17 protein-coding genes are annotated in these 21,308 nt (G+C 72.6%); 7 read left to right on the top strand and 10 right to left on the bottom strand.

Going from position 1 to position 21,308, the window contains the following annotated elements; genetic code table 11:
* Window positions 1-45: 45 nt before the first annotated feature.
* Window positions 46-969, bottom strand: coding sequence for a hypothetical protein (locus P0Y31_RS08060; RefSeq protein ID WP_275868141.1), 924 nt, complete (start codon window positions 967-969; stop codon window positions 46-48).
* Window positions 970-1,183: 214 nt separating this feature from the next.
* On the opposite strand from P0Y31_RS08060, the gene P0Y31_RS08065 reads away from it, so the two are divergent.
* The 7 genes from P0Y31_RS08065 to P0Y31_RS08095 all read left to right on the top strand — a co-directional run bounded on the left by P0Y31_RS08065 (window position 1,184) and on the right by P0Y31_RS08095 (window position 11,127).
* Complete coding sequence (locus P0Y31_RS08065) at window positions 1,184-1,768, top strand: DUF3000 domain-containing protein (protein WP_275868143.1); 585 nt, start codon at window positions 1,184-1,186, stop codon at window positions 1,766-1,768.
* Between the two features lie 110 nt (window positions 1,769-1,878).
* Entirely contained in the window at window positions 1,879-3,066 is a 1,188-nt protein-coding gene (locus P0Y31_RS08070) for an HRDC domain-containing protein (RefSeq protein ID WP_275868914.1), read from the top strand.
* A gap of 180 nt (window positions 3,067-3,246) precedes the next feature.
* Complete coding sequence (locus P0Y31_RS08075) at window positions 3,247-4,464, top strand: thiolase family protein (protein ID WP_275868145.1); 1,218 nt, start codon at window positions 3,247-3,249, stop codon at window positions 4,462-4,464.
* Window positions 4,461-6,590 carry a 3-hydroxyacyl-CoA dehydrogenase NAD-binding domain-containing protein gene (locus tag P0Y31_RS08080; RefSeq protein ID WP_275868147.1) on the top strand — a complete coding sequence of 710 codons (2,130 nt, stop codon included), beginning with the start codon at window positions 4,461-4,463 and terminating at the stop codon, window positions 6,588-6,590. Before P0Y31_RS08075 ends, P0Y31_RS08080 begins: the two co-directional genes overlap by 4 nt.
* Before the next feature lie 225 nt (window positions 6,591-6,815).
* On the top strand, window positions 6,816-8,345 hold the full coding sequence (locus tag P0Y31_RS08085; RefSeq protein WP_275868149.1) for a UDP-N-acetylglucosamine 1-carboxyvinyltransferase: 1,530 nt from the start codon (window positions 6,816-6,818) through the stop codon (window positions 8,343-8,345).
* Window positions 8,346-8,456: 111 nt separating this feature from the next.
* Window positions 8,457-9,230: a 3-hydroxybutyrate dehydrogenase gene (locus P0Y31_RS08090; protein WP_275868151.1), complete on the top strand. Its 774-nt coding sequence runs from the start codon at window positions 8,457-8,459 to the stop codon at window positions 9,228-9,230.
* Between the two features lie 43 nt (window positions 9,231-9,273).
* Window positions 9,274-11,127 (top strand): helix-turn-helix domain-containing protein, encoded by a 1,854-nt coding sequence (locus P0Y31_RS08095; protein ID WP_275868153.1) that lies wholly within the window; start codon window positions 9,274-9,276, stop codon window positions 11,125-11,127.
* On the opposite strand, the gene P0Y31_RS08100 is transcribed toward P0Y31_RS08095, so the two are convergent.
* The 9 genes from P0Y31_RS08100 to P0Y31_RS08140 form a co-directional block, all read right to left on the bottom strand.
* The gene (locus tag P0Y31_RS08100) at window positions 11,106-12,038 is read right to left on the bottom strand and encodes an alpha/beta fold hydrolase (RefSeq protein ID WP_275868155.1); all 933 of its coding nucleotides are present in this window, start codon (window positions 12,036-12,038) and stop codon (window positions 11,106-11,108) included. The genes P0Y31_RS08095 and P0Y31_RS08100 overlap by 22 nt on opposite strands.
* The gene (locus P0Y31_RS08105) at window positions 12,038-13,066 is read right to left on the bottom strand and encodes a branched-chain amino acid ABC transporter permease (RefSeq protein WP_275868157.1); all 1,029 of its coding nucleotides are present in this window, start codon (window positions 13,064-13,066) and stop codon (window positions 12,038-12,040) included. The genes P0Y31_RS08100 and P0Y31_RS08105 overlap by 1 nt, the downstream gene beginning before the upstream one ends.
* Window positions 13,066-13,947: a branched-chain amino acid ABC transporter permease gene (locus P0Y31_RS08110; protein ID WP_275868159.1), complete on the bottom strand. Its 882-nt coding sequence runs from the start codon at window positions 13,945-13,947 to the stop codon at window positions 13,066-13,068. The genes P0Y31_RS08105 and P0Y31_RS08110 overlap by 1 nt, the downstream gene beginning before the upstream one ends.
* The gene (locus P0Y31_RS08115; RefSeq protein ID WP_275868915.1) at window positions 13,944-14,648 is read right to left on the bottom strand and encodes an ABC transporter ATP-binding protein; all 705 of its coding nucleotides are present in this window, start codon (window positions 14,646-14,648) and stop codon (window positions 13,944-13,946) included. The genes P0Y31_RS08110 and P0Y31_RS08115 overlap by 4 nt, the downstream gene beginning before the upstream one ends.
* Window positions 14,649-14,689: 41 nt before the next feature.
* Window positions 14,690-15,427, bottom strand: coding sequence for an ABC transporter ATP-binding protein (locus P0Y31_RS08120; RefSeq protein ID WP_275868161.1), 738 nt, complete (start codon window positions 15,425-15,427; stop codon window positions 14,690-14,692).
* Window positions 15,424-16,632, bottom strand: coding sequence for a substrate-binding domain-containing protein (locus tag P0Y31_RS08125; protein WP_275868163.1), 1,209 nt, complete (start codon window positions 16,630-16,632; stop codon window positions 15,424-15,426). The genes P0Y31_RS08120 and P0Y31_RS08125 overlap by 4 nt, the downstream gene beginning before the upstream one ends.
* Window positions 16,633-16,857: 225 nt before the next feature.
* Entirely contained in the window at window positions 16,858-18,732 is a 1,875-nt protein-coding gene (dxs, locus tag P0Y31_RS08130) for a 1-deoxy-D-xylulose-5-phosphate synthase (protein WP_275868165.1), read from the bottom strand.
* A 36-nt stretch (window positions 18,733-18,768) separates the two neighbouring features.
* Window positions 18,769-20,871, bottom strand: a complete 2,103-nt coding sequence (locus tag P0Y31_RS08135; protein WP_275868167.1) for a glycogen debranching N-terminal domain-containing protein — start codon at window positions 20,869-20,871, stop codon at window positions 18,769-18,771.
* Between the two features lie 22 nt (window positions 20,872-20,893).
* Complete coding sequence (locus P0Y31_RS08140) at window positions 20,894-21,187, bottom strand: hypothetical protein (protein WP_275868918.1); 294 nt, start codon at window positions 21,185-21,187, stop codon at window positions 20,894-20,896.
* Window positions 21,188-21,308 lie beyond the last annotated feature (121 nt).

The following is a 21,308-nucleotide window of genomic DNA, read 5'->3' on the forward strand; positions in this document are numbered from 1 at the left end:
CCGCGCCGGTGCCGGGCGACGACGCCCCGCGCCGCCCGGCTCGGCTCAGCTGGCTGGTTCGGTGGTGCCCCAGACCTGCTTGCTGTGCTGGTAGGCGCTCTTCTCCAGCTTCAGCGCGGCGGCCCTCGCCTTGGCGAGCGCGGCGGAGTCGAGCGTCTCCGCCGACACCAGCTCGAGGGTCTCCCTGGTCGGGTCCGTGCCGCCCCAGCCGACCCGCACGTTGCCGACGCCGGGCGCGTAGTACTTCAGCTGCAGGGCCCCCGGCTCGTCGTCGCTGGACTCCTCGGTGACCTTCACCCCCTCGTAGCAGCCTGCCTCGACGCACGTCCGCTGGTCGACCTTGATGACCCGGGCCCGGTCGGACCAGCCCACCTCAGGCCCCCAGCCCTGCGAGTAGCTCGGGTCGCCCGCCTTGTCGCCCTCCCGGATGGTGATGCCGGCCTCGGCTCCCTTGACCCCGTGGACCCAGGCGGGGGTCTCGACGACCTTGCCCTCCTCGTAGGCCTCGGGGTACTGGCCCAGGTGCCAGATCGTCTTGTCGTCGGCCTGCGCGAAGAGCGCCAGCTCCGCCTCCTCGAGCTGGTCATCGGAGTAGTCGAGCTCCAGCACCACGACCGCTTCGACTCCCGCGACGACCTTCGTCAGGTCGGTCACGGTGAACTCGACCCGGTGCGGGATCTTCTCGTCCTCCTCGATCGTCTCGCCGCGGTAGACCATGTGGGTGCCGGGCTTCATCGGCAGCCAGGTGCTGTCCACCGTGGTGGGGCTCGTGAACGTGGCGACGTCGAAGCCCTTGGCCGGTCCGGTCGTGGGCTGCTCGACCGGTGTGGGCGTCGCCGTCGTGGTCGTCGACGACGTGGTCGTGCCCGCTCCGGCCGTCTCGGGGGTGTCGCCGCAGGCCGCCGCCGCGAGGGTGAGTGCCGTCCCCAGCACGATGGCCGCGGGCGTTGTCGAACGTGGTTGTCGCATCTGGCCCTCCCTGAGGTCCATCGGCCCCGGCCCTGCGGGCCCACGGCCGGGGCGACTTCGGGTACGCCTTCAGGTTCACCCCAGGGCCGTGGCACCGGGCAACCTCCACAATGCCTAGCGCGGCTCCGCGGAAGGGTGGAGTACGGGGTCGCAGGGGCGACACGAGCGCGCGGACCTCCCCGGGAAAGGCGCCCTCGCGGCATACGCTGTGGAGGTGGGCAGCAGATCGGTCACCGGTGACCACTCACCCGAGTTCGCGCAGGCGCTCAGCGAGCTGCGGGGCGCACGGCTGCGCCCCGAGGTGCGCCTGAGCGAGGTGCCCGCACCGCAGCGCATCGCACCGTATGCCGTGGCCCTCACCGCCGAGGTGGTGGGCAGCGCCGGGTCCGAGGACGAGCTCGCCTCCGGCCGATTCGTGCTGTTGCACGACCCCTCCGCGCCGGAGCCGTGGGACGGGATGTGGCGGGCGGTGACGTTCGCGCGCGCCGAGCTCGAGCCCGAGCTCTCGAGCGACCCCATGCTCGGGTCGGTCGGGTGGGCCTGGCTCATCGACGCCCTCGACAGCCACCGGCTCCCCTACACGGCCGAGGCCGGCACCGTCACCCGTGTGGTCTCGGAGAGCTTCGCCGGCCTCTCCGACCGCCCGGCCAGCGTGGAGATGGAGGTGCGCGCCTCGTGGACCCCGCTGGGCGGGAACCTCGGCGACCACCTCGAGGCCTGGTGCGACCTGCTCTGCACGATCGCCGGGCTGCCCCCGCTGCCCGAGGGTGTCATCGCGCTGCCCGGGCAGCGGCGCTGACCTCCCGGGCGCGTGGCCGGTAGGTTAGCCGCGTGACACCATCGGAACCCGCGGCGGCGGCCGCGGTCGAGCCCGCGCTCGAGCCAGCGGTCGAGCCCGCGCCCGAGGCGCTGACGCCGCTCGACGCCCCCGCCGAAGGTGTCCCCGACGTCGTCGCCGACGAGCGACGGCTCCTCGAGGCGGCAGAGGCGATCCGCGCCGGCGAGGGCCCGGTGGCCCTCGACGCCGAGCGGGCCTCGGGGTACCGGTACGGGCAGCGCGCGTACCTCGTCCAGCTGCGCAGGGAAGGTTCCGGCACCTGGCTGATCGACCCCATCGCGGTGCCCGACCTCTCCCCCGTCGGTGAGGCCATCGGCGGCGCGGAGTGGATCCTGCACGCCGCGACCCAGGACCTTCCCTGTCTCGCCGAGGTGGGGCTGCGACCCCGGCAGCTGTTCGACACCGAGCTGGCCGGGCGGCTGCTCGGCCTCCCCCGCGTCGGGCTCGCCGCGGTGGTGGAGCACTACCTCGGCCTCTCGCTGGCCAAGGAGCACTCGGCGGTCGACTGGTCGACCCGACCGCTGCCCGAGCCGTGGCTGCTCTACGCGGCTCTCGACGTCGAGGTGCTCGTGGAGCTGCGCAACCTCATGGGCGTCGACCTCGCCCGGCAGGGGAAGGCCGGCTGGGCCCGCGAGGAGTTCGAGGCCCTGCTGGGCTTCACCGGACCGGGGCAGCGGGTCGACCCGTGGCGCCGCACCTCCGGCATGCACAAGGTGCGACAGCGGCGCGGGGCCGCTGTCGTGCGCGAGCTGTGGGAGACCCGCGACCGCATCGCCATGGACCGTGACGTCTCCCCCGGCCGGGTCCTGCCCGACGCGGTGCTCGTCGAGCTGGCCATGGCGGCGCCCCGGAGCGTGCACGACCTGCCGCGCGGGCACCGCGCCATCCAGCGCTACCAGCGGCAGTGGCTCGAGGCGGTGCGGCGGGCCCAGGCGATCCCCGAGGCCGACCTGCCGCCGCTGACGCTGCGCTCCGACGGGCCGCCACCCCAGCGCGCCTGGGCCGACCGCGACCCCGTCGCCGCCGAGCGGCTCACCGCCACCCGTGCCGCGCTCACCGCGTTCGCCCAGGAGCACGACATCCCGGTCGAGAACGTCATGTCGCCCGACCCCCTTCGCCGGGTCATCTGGACGCCGCCGGCGGACCGTTCAGCCGCCGGCTTCACGGCCGCGCTGCTCGAGCTCGGCGCCCGGCAGTGGCAGGTAGACATCGTGGCGCCCATGGTGGCTGCGGCGTTCGAGGCGCACCCCGACGCCTGACGTCACGCGAGCACGCGGACGCTCGCACGAGCGGCACCAGGCCCCCTCGTGCCCCCTTCCGAGGTGACGGCTCTCACCCGAGGGACTGACTGACTCCGCGGTTACCGGCAAGTAGCATCGCTGGAGTACCCACCGGCTCGCCGGTGACGTCCCACCGACCACCTAGCCAGGAGGCCACCCGTGCCCCGCACTCTGCGTGAGGTCGTGTTCGTCGACGGCGTGAGGACGCCGTTCGGCAAGGCCGGGGAGAAGGGCATGTACGCCCAGACCCGTGCCGACGACCTCGTCATCAAATGCATCCGCGAGCTCATGCGCCGCAACCCCGGTCTGCCGCCGGAGCGGGTCGAGGAGGTGGCCATCGCCGCCACCACCCAGATCGGCGACCAGGGCCTGACCATCGGCCGCATGGCCGGCCTGCTGGCCGGTCTGCCCAAGACCACCCCCGGCTACTCCGTCGACCGGATGTGCGCCGGCGCCCTGACCGCGGTCACCACCACGGCCTCCTCGATCGCCTTCGGCGCGATCGACGTCGCCATCGCCGGCGGTGTCGAGCACATGGGCCGCCACCCGATGGGTGAGGGCGTCGACCCCAACCCGCGGATCGTCGCCGAGAAGCTCGTCGACCCCTCTGCCCTGGTCATGGGCAAGACAGCCGAGAACCTGCACGACCGCTTCCCCGAGCTGACCAGGGAGCGCTCCGACGCGTTCGCCGTGGGCTCGCAGGACAAGCTGGCCAAGGCCTACGCCAACAACCAGATCCAGCCCGACCTCGTGCCGGTCGCCACCCGCCACGACGAGCTCGGCTTTGGCCTCGCCACGGCCGACGAGCCGCCGCGCCCGGGCACGACCACCTCGGACCTGGCCGGCCTGAAGACCCCGTTCCGCCCGCACGGCAAGGTCACCGCAGGCAACAGCGCCGGCCTCAACGACGGCGCCACCGCGTGCGTCCTGGCCAGCGCCGAGGCTGCCGAGGAGCTCGGCCTGACCGTCAAGATGCGCCTGGTCGACTACGCCTTCGTCGGTGTCGAGCCCGAGGTCATGGGCATCGGCCCGGTCCCGGCCGCCGAGAAGGCCCTGAAGAAGGCCGGCCTCACCATCGACGACATCGGCCTCTTCGAGCTCAACGAGGCCTTCGCGGTGCAGGTCCTGGCGTTCCTCGACCACTTCGGCCTCGCCGACGACGACGAGCGCGTCAACCGGTACGGCGGCGCCATCGCGGTCGGCCACCCGCTGGCCTCCTCCGGCGTCCGCCTCATGAACCAGCTGGCCCGCCAGTTCGAGGAGCACCCCGAGGTGCGCTACGGCATGACCGCGATGTGCATCGGCATCGGCATGGGCGCCGCCATCATCTGGGAGAACCCGCACCACGCCGACTACGGCAAGGAGGTTGCCGCGTGAGCGAGCAGCAGACCCCCCAGAACGCGAACAACGAGGGCTTCGAGGAGGTCGTGACCCACGCACACGTGCGCGACGTCCAGCTCCCCGGCGGCGCCGGCACCCTCGCGCTCATCACCCTCGACAACGGCTTCGACCACACCAAGCCCAACACCTTCGGGCCCCAGGGCATCGCGGGCATCCACGCGGCCGTCGAGGCCCTGCGCGGGCGCGCCAAGGCCGGCGAGGTCCAGGCCGTGGGCATCACCGGCAAGCCGTTCATCTTCGCCGTCGGCGCCGACCTCAAGGCGGTGGCCGGGGCGGCCGAGCGTGAGCAGGCGCTGGCGGTGGCCCGCGCCGGCCACGCGGCATACGCGGCCATCATGGACCTGCCGGTCCCGACCTTCGCCTTCGTGAACGGCGCCGCCATGGGCGGCGGGGTGGAGATCTCGCTCGCGTGCGACTACCGCACCATCTCCTCCGGCGTGCCGGCGGTGGCGCTGCCGGAGACCTTCCTCGGGCTCGTCCCCGGCTGGGGCGGCTGCTACCTGCTGCCGAACCTCATCGGTCCGGCGAACGCGCTCAACGTCATCATCGAGAACCCGATGAACATGAACCGGATGCTCAAGGGCCCGCAGGCGTTCTCGCTCGGCATGGCCGACGTCATGTTCGAGCCTGCCGACTTCCTCGAGGAGTCGCTGCGCTGGGCGGCCGGTGTCGTCTCCGGCGAGGTCACCGTGCAGCGTCCCGAGGTCTCGCGCGAGGAGGCCGAGTGGGCTGCGGCGGTCAAGGCCGCCAAGGGCCTGGTCGACCTCAAGACCGGCGGCAAGTCGCCGGCGCCGTACCGCGCGCTGCAGCTCGTGCAGGCAGCCCGCACCGCCACCCGCGACGAGGCGTTCACGGCCGAGGACGAGGCGCTGGCCGACCTCGTCATGGGTGACGAGCTGCGCGCCGGGTTGTACTCGTTCGACCTCGTGCAGCGTCGCGCCAAGCGACCGGCCGGCGCGCCCGACAAGGCGCTCGCCCGCCCGGTCACCAAGGTCGGCATCGTCGGGGCCGGCCTCATGGCCAGCCAGCTCGCCCTGCTGTTCGCGCAGCGGCTCGAGGTGCCGGTCGTGATGACCGACCTCGACCAGGAGCGCGTGGCCAAGGGCGTGGCCTACGTCCGGGGCGAGGTCGACAAGCTGCTCGCCAAGGGCCGGCTGGGACAGGACAGGGCCAACCGCCTCAAGGCGCTGGTCACCGGCTCCACGTCCAAGGACGGCTTCGCCGACGCCGACTTCGTCATCGAGGCCGTCTTCGAGGAGATGGGCGTCAAGAAGACGGTGTGGGCCGAGGTCGAGGCCATCGTCAGCCCCGAGTGCGTGCTCGCCACCAACACCTCGTCGCTGTCGATCACCGAGATGGCGGCCGACCTGGCGCACCCCGAGCGGGTCGTCGGCTTCCACTTCTTCAACCCGGTCGCCGTCATGCCCCTGCTCGAGATCATCAAGGGCGAGCGCACCGACGACGCCACGCTCGCCACGGCGTTCGCCACCGGCAGGGCGCTGAAGAAGACGACCATCCTGGTGAAGGACTCCCCGTCCTTCATCGTCAACCGCCTCCTCGGCCGCTTCATGGGCGAGGTCGCGAAGGTGGTCGACGAGGGCACCCCGATCGAGGTGGCCGACAAGGCGTTCGCGGGCCTGGCCCCGATGCCGCCGTTCGTCCTGCTCGGCCTGGTGGGTCCGGCGATCGCCCTGCACAACAACGAGACCCTCGCCAAGGCCTTCCCCGACCGCTTCTACGTCTCGGAGAACCTGCGCCGGGTCGTCGCGGCCAAGAAGCCGGCCATCTACGTCTGGCCCGAGGGCAGGCCGGTCGTCGACCCCGAGGTCGAGGCGCTCTTCGAGAAGCCGGCCGACCCGGTGGTACTCACCGTCGAGCAGGTGCGCGAGCGCGTGCTGTCGGTGCTCGCCGAGGAGGCCCGCCTCATGCTCGACGAGGGAGTCGCCCAGGCACCGATGGACATCGACCTCGCGATGATCACCGGCGCCGGGTTCCAGTTCTGGAACGGCGGCCTGACGCCGCTGCTCGACCGGGAGGGCATCTCCGAGAACGTCGCCGGCAAGCGCTTCCTTCCCCCTGGTGTGGCCAGCGTCCCCGCCTGACGCACCTGACCCACATGGCCGGCACACCGTCACTGACGGTGTGCCGGCCACGTGCGTGGCTCAGTCCTGTGCCCCCTGACGGAGCGGTCGCTCACCAGCTGAGATCGCACTGGGCTGCGGTCCTGGTTGCGGGTACCGTGCTCTGGGTTGCGCGCCCGGGCCGGCTACCCGGGCTTCCGGCGCGTCGGTGTGCATCTATCTCATATGTGAGTTACCTTCCTTGGCGTGACTTCGACCTACCTGACGCGCATCGGCACCCTCATTCGTGACGCCCGCCGCCACAAGGGCATGACCCAGAACGAGCTTGCCGAGTCCCTCGGCACGAGCCAGAGCGCCGTGGCCCGCATCGAACAGGGCAAGCAGAATCTCAGTCTTGAGATGCTTGCCCGCATCGGCGAGAGCCTCGACTCCGAGTTCGTCTCGCTCGGCCACAGCGGGCCGCAGCACCTGCGCATCGTCGGCGGCACCCCCCTGTCGGGGTCGATCGACGTCAAGACCTCCAAGAACGCCGCGGTTGCCCTGCTGTGCGCCTCGCTGCTCAACAAGGGCCGCACCACGCTGCGCAGCCTGGCCCGCATCGAGGAGGTCAACCGCATCATCGAGGTGCTCACCTCGATCGGCGTGCGCACCCGCTGGCTGCCGGACAGCAACGACCTCGAGATCACCCCGCCGGCCCAGCTCGACCTGGCCAACATCGACATCGCCGCCGCACGTCGCACCCGCACCGTGATCATGTTCCTCGGGCCGCTCCTGCACGAGCTCGAGCAGTTCCAGCTCCCCTACGCCGGCGGCTGCGACCTCGGCACACGCACCGTCGAGCCCCACCTGGCCGCGCTTCGGTCCTTCGGGCTCGGCGTCACGGCCACCGCCGGCTTCTACGACGCCTCGGTCAACCCCCAGATCACCCCCGGCAAGCCGATCGTGCTCACCGAGCGCGGCGACACCGTCACCGAGAACGTGCTGCTCGCCGCCGCCCGCCACGAGGGCGAGACCGTCATCCGCAACGCCAGCCCGAACTACATGGTCCAGGACCTCTGCTTCTTCCTCCAGGAGCTCGGCGTCGAGATCGACGGCATCGGCACGACCACGCTCACCGTGCGCGGCCGTCGCCACATCGACGTCGACGTCCAGTTCTCTCCCTCGGAGGACCCGATCGAGGCGATGAGCCTGCTCGCCGCAGCGGTCGTGACCAGCTCGGAGATCACCATCAAGCGGGTGCCGATCGAGTTCCTCGAGATCGAGCTCGCCACGCTCGAGGGCATGGGCATGAAGTACGGCATCACCGACGAGTACCTCTCCGCGAACGGCCGCACCCGACTCGTCGACCTGACGACGATGCCGGGGCAGCTGCACGCGCCGATCGACAAGATCCACCCGATGCCGTTCCCCGGCCTCAACATCGACAACCTGCCGTTCTTCGCCCTGATCGCCGCCTGCGCCGAGGGCACGACGATGGTGCACGACTGGGTCTACGAGAACAGGGCGATCTACCTGACCGAGCTCACCAAGGTGGGCGCCAAGGTGCAGCTGCTCGACCCGCACCGGGTGATGATCGAGGGCCCCACCCGCTGGCGGGCCGCCGAGGTCATCTGCCCGCCGGCGCTGCGGCCGGGCGTGGTCGTGCTGCTCGCGATGCTGGCGGCCCCCGGCACGTCGGTGCTGCGCAACGTCTACGTGATCAACCGTGGCTACGAGGACCTCGCCGAGCGCCTCAACGCCCTCGGCGCGACCATCGAGACCTTCCGCGACATCTAGGACGAGCCGCGGGCGCCCGCCCACCCCGAGGGCGGGCCCACACACGATGGGGTCGAACTGTGGGGTCGGCGCACACGCCCGCCGCCGGGGTCGCTACCTAGTCTTCGGCGCATGTCGACGACGACCGAGCCAGCCCCGCAGCTCGACCTCACCGGGCGCACGGCCCTGGTCACCGGCGCCGCCAGCGGCATCGGCGCGGCCTGCGTGACGCGCCTCGCCGGGGCCGGCGCGAAGGTGTATGCCGTCGACCGCGACGGGGAGGGCCTGCGCCAGTTCGCCGACGTGGGCGCGGTGACGCCCCTGCCCGTGGACCTCGCCGACCTCGACGCCGTGGACGCCCTGCCGGCGCAGGTCGACATCCTCGTCAACAACGCGGGCATCCAGCACGTCAGCCCCATCGAGGACTTCCCCACGGAGACCTGGGACCTCATCATCCGGCTCATGCTCACCTCGCCGTTCCGCCTCGTGCGGCGCGTGCTCCCCCACATGTATGCCGGTGAGTGGGGTCGCGTCGTCAACGTCTCCAGCGTCCACGGCCTGCGCGCCAGCCCGTACAAGTCGGCCTACGTGTCGGCGAAGCACGGCCTCGAGGGCCTGTCGAAGGTCACCGCCCTGGAAGGCGCCCCGCACGGCGTCACCAGCAACTGCGTCAACCCGGCCTACGTGCGCACCCCGCTGGTGGAGCGGCAGATCGCCGACCAGGCCCGGGCGCACGGCATCGGGGAGGACGAGGTGGTCGAGAAGGTGATGCTGACCCCGGTCGCCGTCAAGCGGCTCATCGAGCCCTCCGAGGTGGCCGACCTCGTCGCCTACCTGTGCGGGCCGTCGGCCGCGTCCATCTCGGGGAGCTCGTTCACCATGGACGGCGGCTGGACCGCCCACTGAGCCCGCCATGAGCCTGACCGGAGACAGTCCTAGGATCGCCCCGATGGACACCGACGAGCCCGCCGCGCTGCGCCTGCTCCGACTGCTGGCCGAGGGAGCCCCCGTGGCCGAGCTGTCGGCGGTGGACGACTCCGACGGTGAGGCACGCGAGCTCGCCCTGCGGGTGCGCGCGGCCCTGGAGTCCCGCCGGCGCCGCGAGGCCGAGCTCACCGCCCTGGTCGACACGGCCCGCGACCTCGCCGCGCTCCGCGACCCTTCGGGAGTCCTCGACGCCATCGTGCGACGCGCAAGGACCCTCCTGGGCACCGACGTGGCCTACCTGACGCTCTACGACCCCGAGGCCGGCGACACCTTCATGCGGGCGACCGACGGCTCGGTGAGCGCCGAGTTCCAGGTGGTGCGGCTCTCCTTCGGCGACGGCCTCGGCGGCCTGGTGGCCAAGAGCCGCAAGCCGTACTGGACGGCCGACTACTTCCACGACGACCGGTTCCAGCACACCGGCCAGATCGACAGCGCCGTGGGCGACGAGGGCCTGGTCTCCATCTGCGGCACCCCGCTGCTGGCGGAGGGCGAGTTCCTCGGTGTGCTGTTCGCGGCGAACCGCTCGACCCGCCCCTTCAGCCCCGACCAGGTCGCCCTGCTGGCCTCGCTCGCCGCACTGGCCGCCGTGTCGATCGTGCAGACCCGGGCCGCCGCCGAGACGGCGGACGCCCTGGCCCAGCTCTCGGCCGCCCACGAACTGGTGCGGCACCACACGGCGGGCATCGAGCGGGCCGCCGCGGCCCACGACCGGTTCGCGGCGCTGGTGCTCGAGGGCGGTGGCGTGGAGGACATCACGGCCGCCCTGGCCGAGCTGCTCGGCGGCTGGGTCGTCCTGCTCGGTGACGAGGGCGAGCTCCTGAGCCAGTCGGACGGCTCGTCCCAGGAGGACCCCCACCTCGCCGCCCTGCAGGCGAACCCGGCCGTGCGCGACACCACCCGCACGGGCCGCCTGGCGCACGACGGCACGACGTGGGCCATCGGTGTGCAGGCCGCGCACTCGCAGATGGGGGTGCTCGTCCTCGGCGGAGTCGCGCACCTCGACGAGTCCGACCAGCGCACCCTGGAGCGCGCGGCGGTCGTCTCGGCCCTCGTGCTCCTCTTCGAGCGCGCCGCCGCTGACGCGGAGCAGCGGGTGCGCACCGACCTCGTCTCCGACCTCATCACGGGGCGAGGCGACACCAGCGCCCTCCAGACCAGGGCCCGGGCCAGCGGCGTGGACCCCACCCGCCCCCACGTGGTCCTCGTGGCGACCGCCGGCGACGACGTCCCCCGCAGGACGCTGCTGATGTCCGCACACGCCGCAGCGGGACCCGGGTCCATCGCCGGCGAGCACGACGGCCGGGTGGTCGCGCTGGTGCCCTCCGAGGACCCCCAGGGCGCCGCGGCCGAGCTCGCCCGCCGGCTGCGCCGGCTCGGCAGCATCACGGTCGGCGGCGCCGGTCCGGTGCGGGCGCCCGAGGACGTGCCCGCGTCCTGGGCGGAGGCGGCCCGCACCTCTGCCGCGCTGTGCGCGCTCGGGATGAAGGGCACGGGCGCCTCGGCCGCCCACCTCGGCTTCGCGGGTCTGGTCGTCGGGAACGACCCGGACGTCGACGGCTACGTGCGCCGCCACCTCGGACCGCTGCTCGACTACGACGAGCGCCGGGGGTCCGAGCTGGTCAAGACGCTCGCGGCCTACTTCGACGCCGGCACCAGCCCGCGCCACGCCGCCACGGCCCTGCACCTCCACGTCAACACGGTCAGCCAGCGGCTGGACCGCATCTCGGCCCTGCTCGGCGCGCAGTGGCAGCACCCGCGGCAGTCACTGGAGCTGCAGCTGGCCCTGCGGCTGCGTCACCTGATGACGTCGAGCTGACCCTCGATCGCGTCGACGACGGCCGCCACCCCGGGGCCGTCCAGCACCACGCTGTAGTGGTTGGCGTCCACCGAGCGGACGCGCACCTGCTCGGGCACGCCCAGTGTGTCGAGCCGGCCGGCGTCGTAGAGCCCCTGCGGCTCGTCGAGCAGCCCCCGGTGGGCCCAGACGAAGTCGAGCGAGACGCCCCTGACCGCCGCCTCCGCGACCGCAGCGTGGGTGCGCTCGTCGGCGAGGACGTCGGCCCCATCGGCCCGCACGGCGTCGAGCAGGCACGACGAGACCCACTGACCGTCCGGGTCGCGCACGAGGTCGTGGAGGATGTAGCCGCGCACCGCGTCGGCGCCCTCCCCCGTCAGCGCCGGACCCAGCGCCGGGTGCTCGCCCCAGAACGCGAGGTAGGCCTCCTGGCTCGGGAAGCGCATGCCCAGGCGCTGCATCGCGGGGCCGATGACCTTCTGGAGGGCGGCGTCGATGTCGAGGTCGGCGGGAGCCGGGAAGGCCAGCCCGCCGTCGACGAGCACCGCGCCGCGAAAGCTCCCCGATGCCGTGGCGACCGTCAGCGCGGCGATGAACGCGCCCATGGAGTGCCCGACGAGGACGGGGCAGTCCCCCACCTCACGGGCCACGGCCACCAGGTCGGCAGCGTGGGCCGCGAGGCCGAAGGGACCGCGGACGGCGTTGCTGGCACCACGTCCACGCAGGTCCGGTGCCAGGAAGCGCACCGCACCCTCGCCGCGACGCCGCGCCAGCTCGTCGGCCACCGGCCTCCACATCAGGCCGTTGGCGGTGATGCCGTGGGCTGCCAGGACGACCGGCGCGCCCTCTCGCGGCACACCCCGGCTGAGGTCGTGGACGGCGACGGCGCCGCCCTCGACGTCGACGCGCAGCAGCTGCTCGGTCTGGGCCATCACACTCTCTCCTTGCGCAGAACGCGCTTGCCGAGGCCGGTCAGGCCCGTGGGCGCGAAGTAGACCACGATCACGAAGAAGGTGCCGAGCACGAAGAGCGGCTGCGACACGACCTCACCCACGACTCCGTGCATCGACTGCAGCAGCGAGGAGCCGCTCAGCTCCACGAGCCGTGCATCGGCGTAGGTGTAGAGGAACCCGCCGAGCACGGCGCCCCACTTGCTGCCGGCGCCGCCGAGCACCACCATCACCAGCAGCGACAGGGTGAACTCGGCCGTGGTGAGGTGAGGGTTGGAGCCGCCGAGGACGACGGCGTGGACGACACCGCCCAGCCCGCCGAGGAACGAGGCGACCACGATCGCGATCAGCTTCGCCCGGTAGACGCTGAACCCGAGCACCGCGGCGCGCGCCTCGTTCTCACGGACCGCTGCCATGGCGTGCCCGGCCCTCGTGCGGCTGAGCCAGGACACGGCACCCCAGGCGACGGCCACGAAGCCCAGGGCGAGCCAGTACCGGTAGGGCGCGTTCGCCACGCCGAGGAAGAGCTCGGGCATCAGCTCGCGGTTGAGGCTGCGGCCCTCCTCCCCGCCCGTCAGGTCGCCCGGGTTGCGCATGACGATGATCGAGGCGGCCTGGGCGAAGGCGAGGGTGACCATCGCGAAGGCGATGCCGCCCACCCGCAGCGATATGCCACCGACGACCACGGCCAGCAACGTCGTGGCGGCCAGCGACGCCACCGCGGCCATGGGGAGCGACAGGCCCAGCGTCGACATGGAGATCGTCAGGACGTAGCTCCCCGAGGCCACGAAGAGCGCGTGCCCGAAGCTGAGCAGACCGGTGCGGCCGAACAGCACGTCGTAGCTGAGCGCGATGCCCGCCATGGTGAGGCAGGTCGCGAGGAGCTGCATGGCGCCTGGCCCGTTGACCCGACCGGGGAGCAGTCCCGGCAACCCGACCGGCACGTAGGGCAGGTAGGCGAGCAGCAGGAGCAGGGCCAGCGCGGGCAGGGCCTTGAGGTGACGGGTCATCAGTGAGCTCCCTGCATCGAGGCCGGGCGGACGAGGAGCACCAGGGCGAGCAGCAGGACGACGGACAGGTCGCCGACTCCCGAGGCCGCGTAGTAGTTCGCCAACTGTTGGACGAGCCCCACCGCCACTGCCGCGACAGCGGTGCCCACCAGCGACCCCATGCCACCGATGACGACCACGATGAAGGCGAAGATCAGCATCGAGCCTCCCTGGAGCGGCGAGACGCTGCTGGCGTACACGCCGCCGAGCAGCCCCGCCAGCCCGGCAGCCGCGCCGCCGACCGCGAAGACCACGGAGAAGGTGCGCTGCACGTCGATGCCGAGCGCCTCCACCATGGAGCGGTTCTCGACGCCTGCGCGGATGACCAGGCCCAACCGGGTGAGGTGCAGCACGGCCATCAGCGTCCCGAAGAGGAGCAGCGCGGCCGCGATGAAGAGGAACCGGTCGTTGGGGATCTGCGCGCCGGCGACGTCGGTCGTGGACGCGAGCCACCGCGGCTTCTCCAGCGGGTGGGCGTCGGAGCCCCAGATGCCCTGCACGGCCGCCACGGCCGCGAGCGACAGGCCGACCGTCACCAGCACCTGCTGGATGTGGTGCCGGTACAGCGGACGGATCAGCACCACCTCGACGAGGAGCCCGATCCCCGCGCCCACGGCGAGGGCCACGACCAGGGCCACCGCCAGGCGCACCCCCGCGCCCATGGTGTCCGGGAGCCCGGTCATGGTGAGCCATCCGGCATACGCGCCGGCGACCATGAACGCGCCGTGGGCGAAGTTCAGGACGCCCATGAGGCCGTAGATGAGGCTGAGCCCGGACGCGGCCAGGAAGTACAGCGCTCCCAGCCCCACACCGGTCAGGACGAGCAGGACCACCTCGCTCACTGCCGGGCCTCCCTTCTCATCGACACGCCGAGAAGCTCCCTCGTCAGCTCCGGGTCGGCCACGAGCTCCTCGGCGCTCCCCCGGTGCACGACCTGACCGGCGTCGAGCACCACCACCGTGTCGGCGATGCGTCGCACGACGGGCAGGTTCTGCTCGACGAGCAGGATGGGCGCGGTCTCGGCGACCCGCGCGAGGACGTCCGCCACCTCGGTGACGAGCTTCGGGGCCAGGCCCTTGGTCGGCTCGTCGACCAGCAGCAAGCGGTTGGGGCGCAACAGGACTCGCGCCAGGGCCACCATCTGCTGCTGGCCCCCCGACAGCGTTCCAGCCCGCTGCTCGCGTCGCGGCACCAGGTCGGGAAACAGCTCGGCGACGATCGGCGCGTCCGCACCGACCTCGCCACCCACCAGGCGCAGGTTCTCGTCGACCGTGAGGCCCCCGAACACCTCGCGGTCCTCCGGCACGTACCCCACGCCTTCACGGACCGTGCGGGTGACCGACCAGCGAGTGATGTCGCTGTCGTCGAGGAAGACACCCCCGGTGCGCGGCGCCAGCCCCAGGATGGCCTTCAGCGTCGTGGTCTTGCCCACGCCGTTGCGGCCCAGCAGGGCGGTCACCCCTGTCGCCGGCACGTCGAAGGACACGCCCTGGAGGATGTGCGAGCCGCCGTAGCGGACGTGCAGGTCCTCCACCCGCAGGATCGGGGACGGCCGCGTCGCCCGGCCGGCGACCGCTGGCGCGCTCACAGCGCCTCCCCCAGGTAGGCCCGCTGCACCTCGGCATCCGACGTCACGTCGGAGGCCGAGCCGCAGGCGAGGAGTCTGCCGTGGTGGATGACCGCCACCCGGTCGGCGAGCCCGAGCACGACGTGCATGTGGTGCTCGACCATCAGCACCGCCACCCCGGCATCGCGAACCTCGCCGATGATCGCCGTCAGGCCGTCGACGTCCTCTGCCGAGACGCCGGCCATGGGCTCGTCGAGCAGGAGCACGGACGGCTCGCTCGCCAGCGCCATCGCCAGCTCGAGCTTGCGCCGGTCGCCGTGGGAGAGGTCACGCGCGAGGACCGACGCCCGGCCGGGCATCCGCACCCGTTCGAGCAGGCCCTCGAGCCGCTCCGCCGGGGCCGAGCCCGAGGCGGGTCGGGCGAGGGAGAGCCGGCCGGGCATGGTGCCCTGGACGGCCAGCCGCACGTTCTCCGCCGCCGTGAGGCCGTCGAAGAGCGCCGACGTCTGGAACGAGCGTGAGAGCCCGCGCCGCGAGCGGGCAGTGGCACCAAGGCGGGTCACGTCCCGCCCGTCGAGGGTGATGGAGCCCTTGGACGGGCGGCGCACCCCCGAGAGGATGTTGACCAGCGAGGACTTGCCCGCCCCGTTGGGGCCGATGATGCCCAGGAGCTCACCGGCCCCAACGGTCAGGGAGATGTCGTCCAGGATCTGCGCGCCACCGACGTGCCAGCCGATCCCGCGTGCCTCGATCACTTGAACGGCGTGACCGGCGGGGCGACGGCCGCGGGGTCCAGGGTCTTGACCAGCTCGGGCTTGAAGCCGGTGCCGTCCTTGACGAGCTTGACCGTGAACATCGGCTGGAGCAGCGCGTGGTCCTCGGCGCGGATCTCCATCGAGCCCTTGGGCCCCTCGAACGTCCAGCCTTCGAGCGCGGAGACCATCTTGTCCACGTCGCTCCCGCCCTCGGTGAGGGCCCGGACGACCATCTGCGCCGCGGTGAAGCCGTCGTGGGTGAACAGGTCGACGGTCCCGCCCTGCTTCTTCATCCCCGCCTCGAGGGCCTGGTACGCCGGGTTGTCGGCCGCGCCGTCGAAGAAGTGGGAGAGGAAGTCGATCTTGTCGCCGGCCGAGCCGAACAGCGCGTGGGTCGCCTTGATGTCGAGCCCGGTGACCACCTTGGTGGTCGCGAAGACGCCCTGCTGGTCGAGGGTCTGCCACATGGTGGAGGCGTTGGTGCCGGCCCAGGCGACGAACAGCAGGTCCGGCTTCTGGCGCTTGATCTGGGTCGCGAACGGGGTCAGGTCGGTGGCAGCCGCCGGGGCGAGCACGGACGTGACGGTCGCGCCCTTGGCACCCAGGATCGCCTTCACACCGGCCTCGTTGGCCTTGCCGAACGCCGAGTCCTGCGCGAAGACGGTGACCTTCCTGCCCTTGACGTCACCGATCATCGAGCCGGCGGTGGTGATGTCCTGGAAGGTCTGGCGACCGGAGCGGAAGGTGTACTTGTTGGCGCCGGTCACGCCATCGGCCGCGGCCGGGCCCGAGATGAACAGGACCTTGTTGTCCTTGGCGAGCGGGGCCACCTGGAGCGCGACTCCCGAGGCCGTGGAGCCGGCGATGACCTTGGCGCCCTGGCCGACCAGGCTGGTGACGGCCGACGTGGCCTTCGCGGGGTCGCTCGCGTCGTCCTGCTCGGTGACCTCGATCTTGTGGCCGTTCACCTCGCCGCTGCCCTTGGTGGCGTGGTCGAGCCCGGCCGTGAAGCCTTGGCGGTACTGCTCGCCGTAGCTCGCGAGAGGTCCGGACTTGGAGTAGACGAGGCCGACCTTGTAGGCCTCGGCCGCCGTGCCCCCGTCGCCTTCCTGGGCCGCCGCCCCCGGGCTCCCCGGGCTGCCGCAGGCCGTCAGGGCCAGACCGGTCGCCGCCACCACCACCGCTGTCTTCCAACGCTGGGACATCGTTGTCCTCCCCTTGGACCGACGCCCGCGCCGACTGCGCGAGAAGATGCGTCCGGGCCAGTTCGGGCGTCAACCTACGGGAGGCCAAGTCGGGCGTTAGTGGGCCGCAGTCACACAAAGACGACCGCCCGGGTGGACCCGGCCCACAGCGATGAGTCGTGGGCGCGAAGGCTTCGAGGCCCGCGCGGCCGCGCCCCTCCGGCGCCTGCTCGCCGGTGCAGGGGGTCAGGACAGGCGGGCCACCAGCTCGCTGGCGATGCTCTCGGGGGTCAGCCCGAGCCGGTCGAGGATCTGGCCGCGCGAGGCGTGGTCGATGAACTCGGTGGGGATGCCGTGCTGGTGCACGGGCACGGAGAGGCCCGCCTCGGTGAGCGCGGCCGCGATGTGCGTTCCCACGCCGCCGATCTCGAGGTTGTCCTCGATGACGGCGACGGCGCGGGCGGAGCGGGCGGCCTCGACCAGGTCGGGGCTGACCGGGAGCGACCAGCGCGGGTCGACCACCTGGACGCTCAGGCCCTGGGCCTCGAGCTTCTCCCCGACGGTGAGCGCCGCCGCCGCCATGCACCCGATGCCCACCACGAGCAGGTCGATCCCATCGCGGTCGCCCGAGGGCTGGCGCAGCACGTCGACGGTGCCGAGGCGCGCCACGGCCGGGATCGGCTCGGGCGCAGTGCCCTTCGGGAAGCGGATCACGCTCGGCGCGTCGCTGATGTCGACCGCGTCGCGCAGGGCGGCGCGCACCTGCTCGCCGTCACGGGGCGCCGCGAGGTGCAGTCCGGGCACCATGCCGGTGAGCGTCATGTCCCACATGCCGTGGTGCGAAGCGCCGTCGGGACCGGTGATGCCCGAGCGGTCGAGCACGAACGTGACGCCGGCCTTGTGCAGCGCGCAGTCCATGAGCAGCTGGTCGAAGGCGCGGTTCAGGAAGGTCGCGTAGACGGCGATGACCGGGTGGAGCCCGCCGAAGGCCAGGCCCGCGGCCATGGTGGTGGCGTGCTGCTCGGCGATGCCGACGTCGAAGATGCGGTCGGGGTGGGCCTCGGCGAAGTCGCTCAGGCCGACCGGGATGAGCATGGCTGCGGTGATGCCCACGACGTCGTCGCGCTCCGCGCCGATGGCGACCATCTCGTCGCTGAACTCGTCGGTCCAGGAACGTCCGGAGATCTCCAGGGGCAACCCGGTCTCGGGGTTGATGACGCCCACGGCGTGGAAGCGGTCGCCCTCGTGGTTGCGGGCGTGGTCGTAGCCGCGGCCCTTCTGCGTGATGACGTGGACGAGGACGGGACCGCCGTACGAGCGGGCCCGGCGCAGCGCCGCCTCGACCGCCTGCTCGTCGTGCCCGTCGACCGGGCCGAGGTACTTCAGGCCGAGGTCCTCGAACAGCCCCTGCGGGGCAACGATGTCCTTCAGGCCCTTCTTCATGCCGTGGAGCGTCTCGTACATAGCACCGCCGACCACCGGGGTGCGGTGCAGCGTGTGCTTGCCCCAGTCGAGGAAGCGCTCGTACCCACGCGTGGTGCGCAGCGTGGCGAGGTGGTCGGCGAGGCCGCCGATGGTCGGGGCGTAGGAGCGGGTGTTGTCGTTGACGACGATGACCAGCGGCAGGTCCTTGTCGGCGGCGATGTTGTTGATCGCCTCCCACGCCATGCCGCCGGTGAGCGCGCCGTCGCCGATGACGGCGACCGTGTGCCGGTCGCGCTCGCCCCGCAGGCGGCGCGCCTTGGCGATGCCGTCGGCCCACGACAGGGACGTGGAGGCGTGCGAGTTCTCCACGACGTCGTGGGGGGACTCGGCGCGGCTCGGGTAGCCGGAGAGGCCGTCACGCGTGCGCAGGCCCGTGAAGTCCTGCCGGCCGGTCAGCAGCTTGTGCACGTAGGACTGGTGGCCGGTGTCGAAGACGATGGCGTCCCGGGGGCTGTCGAAGACCCGGTGAAGGGCGATGGTGAGCTCGACCACGCCGAGGTTGGGGCCGAGGTGGCCGCCCGTCTTCGACACGGAGTCGACGAGGAAGGTGCGGATCTCCTCCGCGAGGTCCGGCAGCTGCGAGGCGGAGAGCCGCTTGAGGTCGTCAGGGCCGGTGATGGTCTCGAGCACACCCACGATGAGGACAGTCCTTTCCAGGGGAACCGTCTGAGTCTATGCGCTCCCCACGGACACCTCGAACTCGTCCGGCAGCCCGGTCACCAGCGCGGTGCCGTCGTGCCCCGCCTGCACCGAGAACGGGTGGCCGTGGAACCGCAGCCCGTGGGCCGTGACGGCCCCGAAGGGCGCGGTCGGAGGCGGGGTCACCAGGAGCCCGCCTTCCCCGTCCGGCCGCAGCCCGAGCGCCACGGTGACGAGCACGGCGGCCGACGCGGCCGACCAGGCCTGTGGCAGGCAGGACGCGGGGTAGGGCGCGGGCCGGCCCAGGAGCGGCAGGCCGGAGTACAGCTCCGGGTAGCGGTAGCCGAACGCCTCCCCCGCGTCGAGCAGCGCACGGGCGACGCGTCCCGCTGCGGCCCGGTGCCCCTCGCGGGCCAGGCCCCAGGCGGCGATGGCCGTGTCATGGGTCCAGATCGAGCCGGTGTGGTAGCCGATCGGGTTGAAGCCTCCGTTGCGGCTGCCCAGCGTGCGCACGCCGAAGGCGTCGAGCATCTCGGCACTCGTGAGCACCTCGGCGACGCGCACCGCCTGGCCGCCGGTCACGGTGCCGGTGCCGAGGACGTGGCCCATGTTGGAGCCGAGGCCGTCGACGGCCGCTCCGGACCCGTCGAGCGCCATGGCCAGGTGCTCGCCGGCGTCCGTGGACACCCAGAACCGCTGCGCCACGCGGTGGCGGAGGGCGGCCGCCGCCTGCTCCGCCTCCAGCGCCCCCTCCTCCCCCAGCGCCCCGAGGAGGCGGGCCGCGTGGTCGAGGGCCTCGACGGCATACGCCTGGGCCTCGACCAGCGCGATCGGTCCGTCCGCGATGCGCCCGTCGCGCCACCGGATCGCGTCGACGGAGTCCTTCCACCCCTGGTTCGCCAGACCGGTGCCGGTCGTGTCGAGGTACTTCAACAGGCCGTCGTCGTCGGGCTGGCCCGGGCCGGTGAGCCACCCGACGGCGGCCCGCAGGGCGGGCAGCAGGTCGCGCACCTCCCTCTCGGGCAGCCCCCACTGCCAGGCCTCGCCGAGCAGGGACACCCACAGCGCGGTCGCGTCGACGGTGCCCCAGTAGACCGGCGGGAGCGACAGGCCGCTCTCCGGGTCGTGGTATGCCGTGCGGCGGAGCTCGTGGGGGATCTTGCCCGGCGCCTCCGCGGTCTCCTCGTCGAGGCGCCGCCCCTGGCGGCGGGCGAGCGTGCGCAGGGTCCCGGCCGCCAGCTCGGTGCCGAAGGGCAGCATCATCCGGGCCGTCCACAGCGAGTCACGCCCGAACAAGGTGAGGTACCAGGGCGACCCGGCCGCGGCGAACACGTCGTCCGGCGCCTGCGGGTCGCGCAGCAGAAGGTGGCGCAGGTCGTCGACGGCGGCCGTGAAGGCCCTCCCCAGCCGGGGGTCGTCGGACTCCACCACCAGGCCCTGCCAGAGGGCCGCGTCAGACCCGCGGTCGGCGTCCAGCGCCGACGCGGCCGTGCGCCGGACCTCGGCGCTGAGCACCACGGTGGCGGTCGCCTGCGGGGAGACCTCGAGCTCGAAGACGGCACGGACGACACCTCCCTCTCCGGTGACCTCCTCGGGCGCCGGGTCGAAGGCGACGGCAGTCTCGTGCCGGTCGAGCGCGAACGTGGCGCCCACCGGTGCGATGCGCGGCTCGACCGGCTGCGCAGCGGTGTGCCCCGCCTTCACCGCGGCGATGCCGCGCCCGTCGGCCGCGAGCTCGAGCTGCAGCCGGCAGCTCACCGGGTCGGGTCCCCGGTTGGTGACGGCGACCCGTTCGCGCAGGTGCGGCCCCTCCAGCCCCCTGGTGCGCCGGACCTCGACCTGGGGGTCGGCACCGGGGACGCCGAGGTTGCGGGCCGACAGGAGGAACTCGGCCGTGGCGCCGCGCGCCTCGCTCGCCACCCAGGCAGGCGCCTCGCCCTGCACCGTGAGCGCGAGGTGGCTCAGGACGCGGACGTCGTCGACGTAGAGTCCGTTCGCCGAGCCGGCGGTGACGTCACCGGAGCGGTCCGACAACACGGTGGTGTTGCCGTCGACGCAGGTCGTCAGGGTGTGCAGCCATGGCTGGCGGGCCGGTCCGTCAACCGGACCGGCTGCAGCTCGCGACTGCGGGGGCACCCTCCGACCCTAGACCTGCCCGTCACAGGCGGGGGACGAATCGCTTTCCCTGGAGCGCCTCGTACAGCAGGGCGGCGCTGCGCTTGGCCGCGAGCAGCCGCACCCCCTCGGCCTCGATGTCGGCCATGATCTGCGCCAGCCCGTCGGCGGGCACCCGGTCACCGAGCTCCACCCGCGCCTCGCGGTAGGCCTGGCGCATGGCCGCCAGCTGCGCCTCGATGTGCCGGGACGCCACCCAGGCGAGCGCCACCGGGTACCGCCGCCACCCGGCATACCCGCGGTAGTCGGGCGGGCAGTGGTCGAGCAGCCACGACATGGCGGGCACCTGCCACCCCTCGCTCTCGGGCGGGGGGACGCCATCGGGCCAACCGGGGGGCACAGCGCTGCTCACAGCACCATTGTCCGCGACGGGGCCGACAGGCCCGTCCCGGACCCGA

It is taken from the genome of Knoellia sp. 3-2P3, from assembly GCF_029223115.1.
Taxonomy (GTDB): domain Bacteria; phylum Actinomycetota; class Actinomycetes; order Actinomycetales; family Dermatophilaceae; genus Pedococcus_A.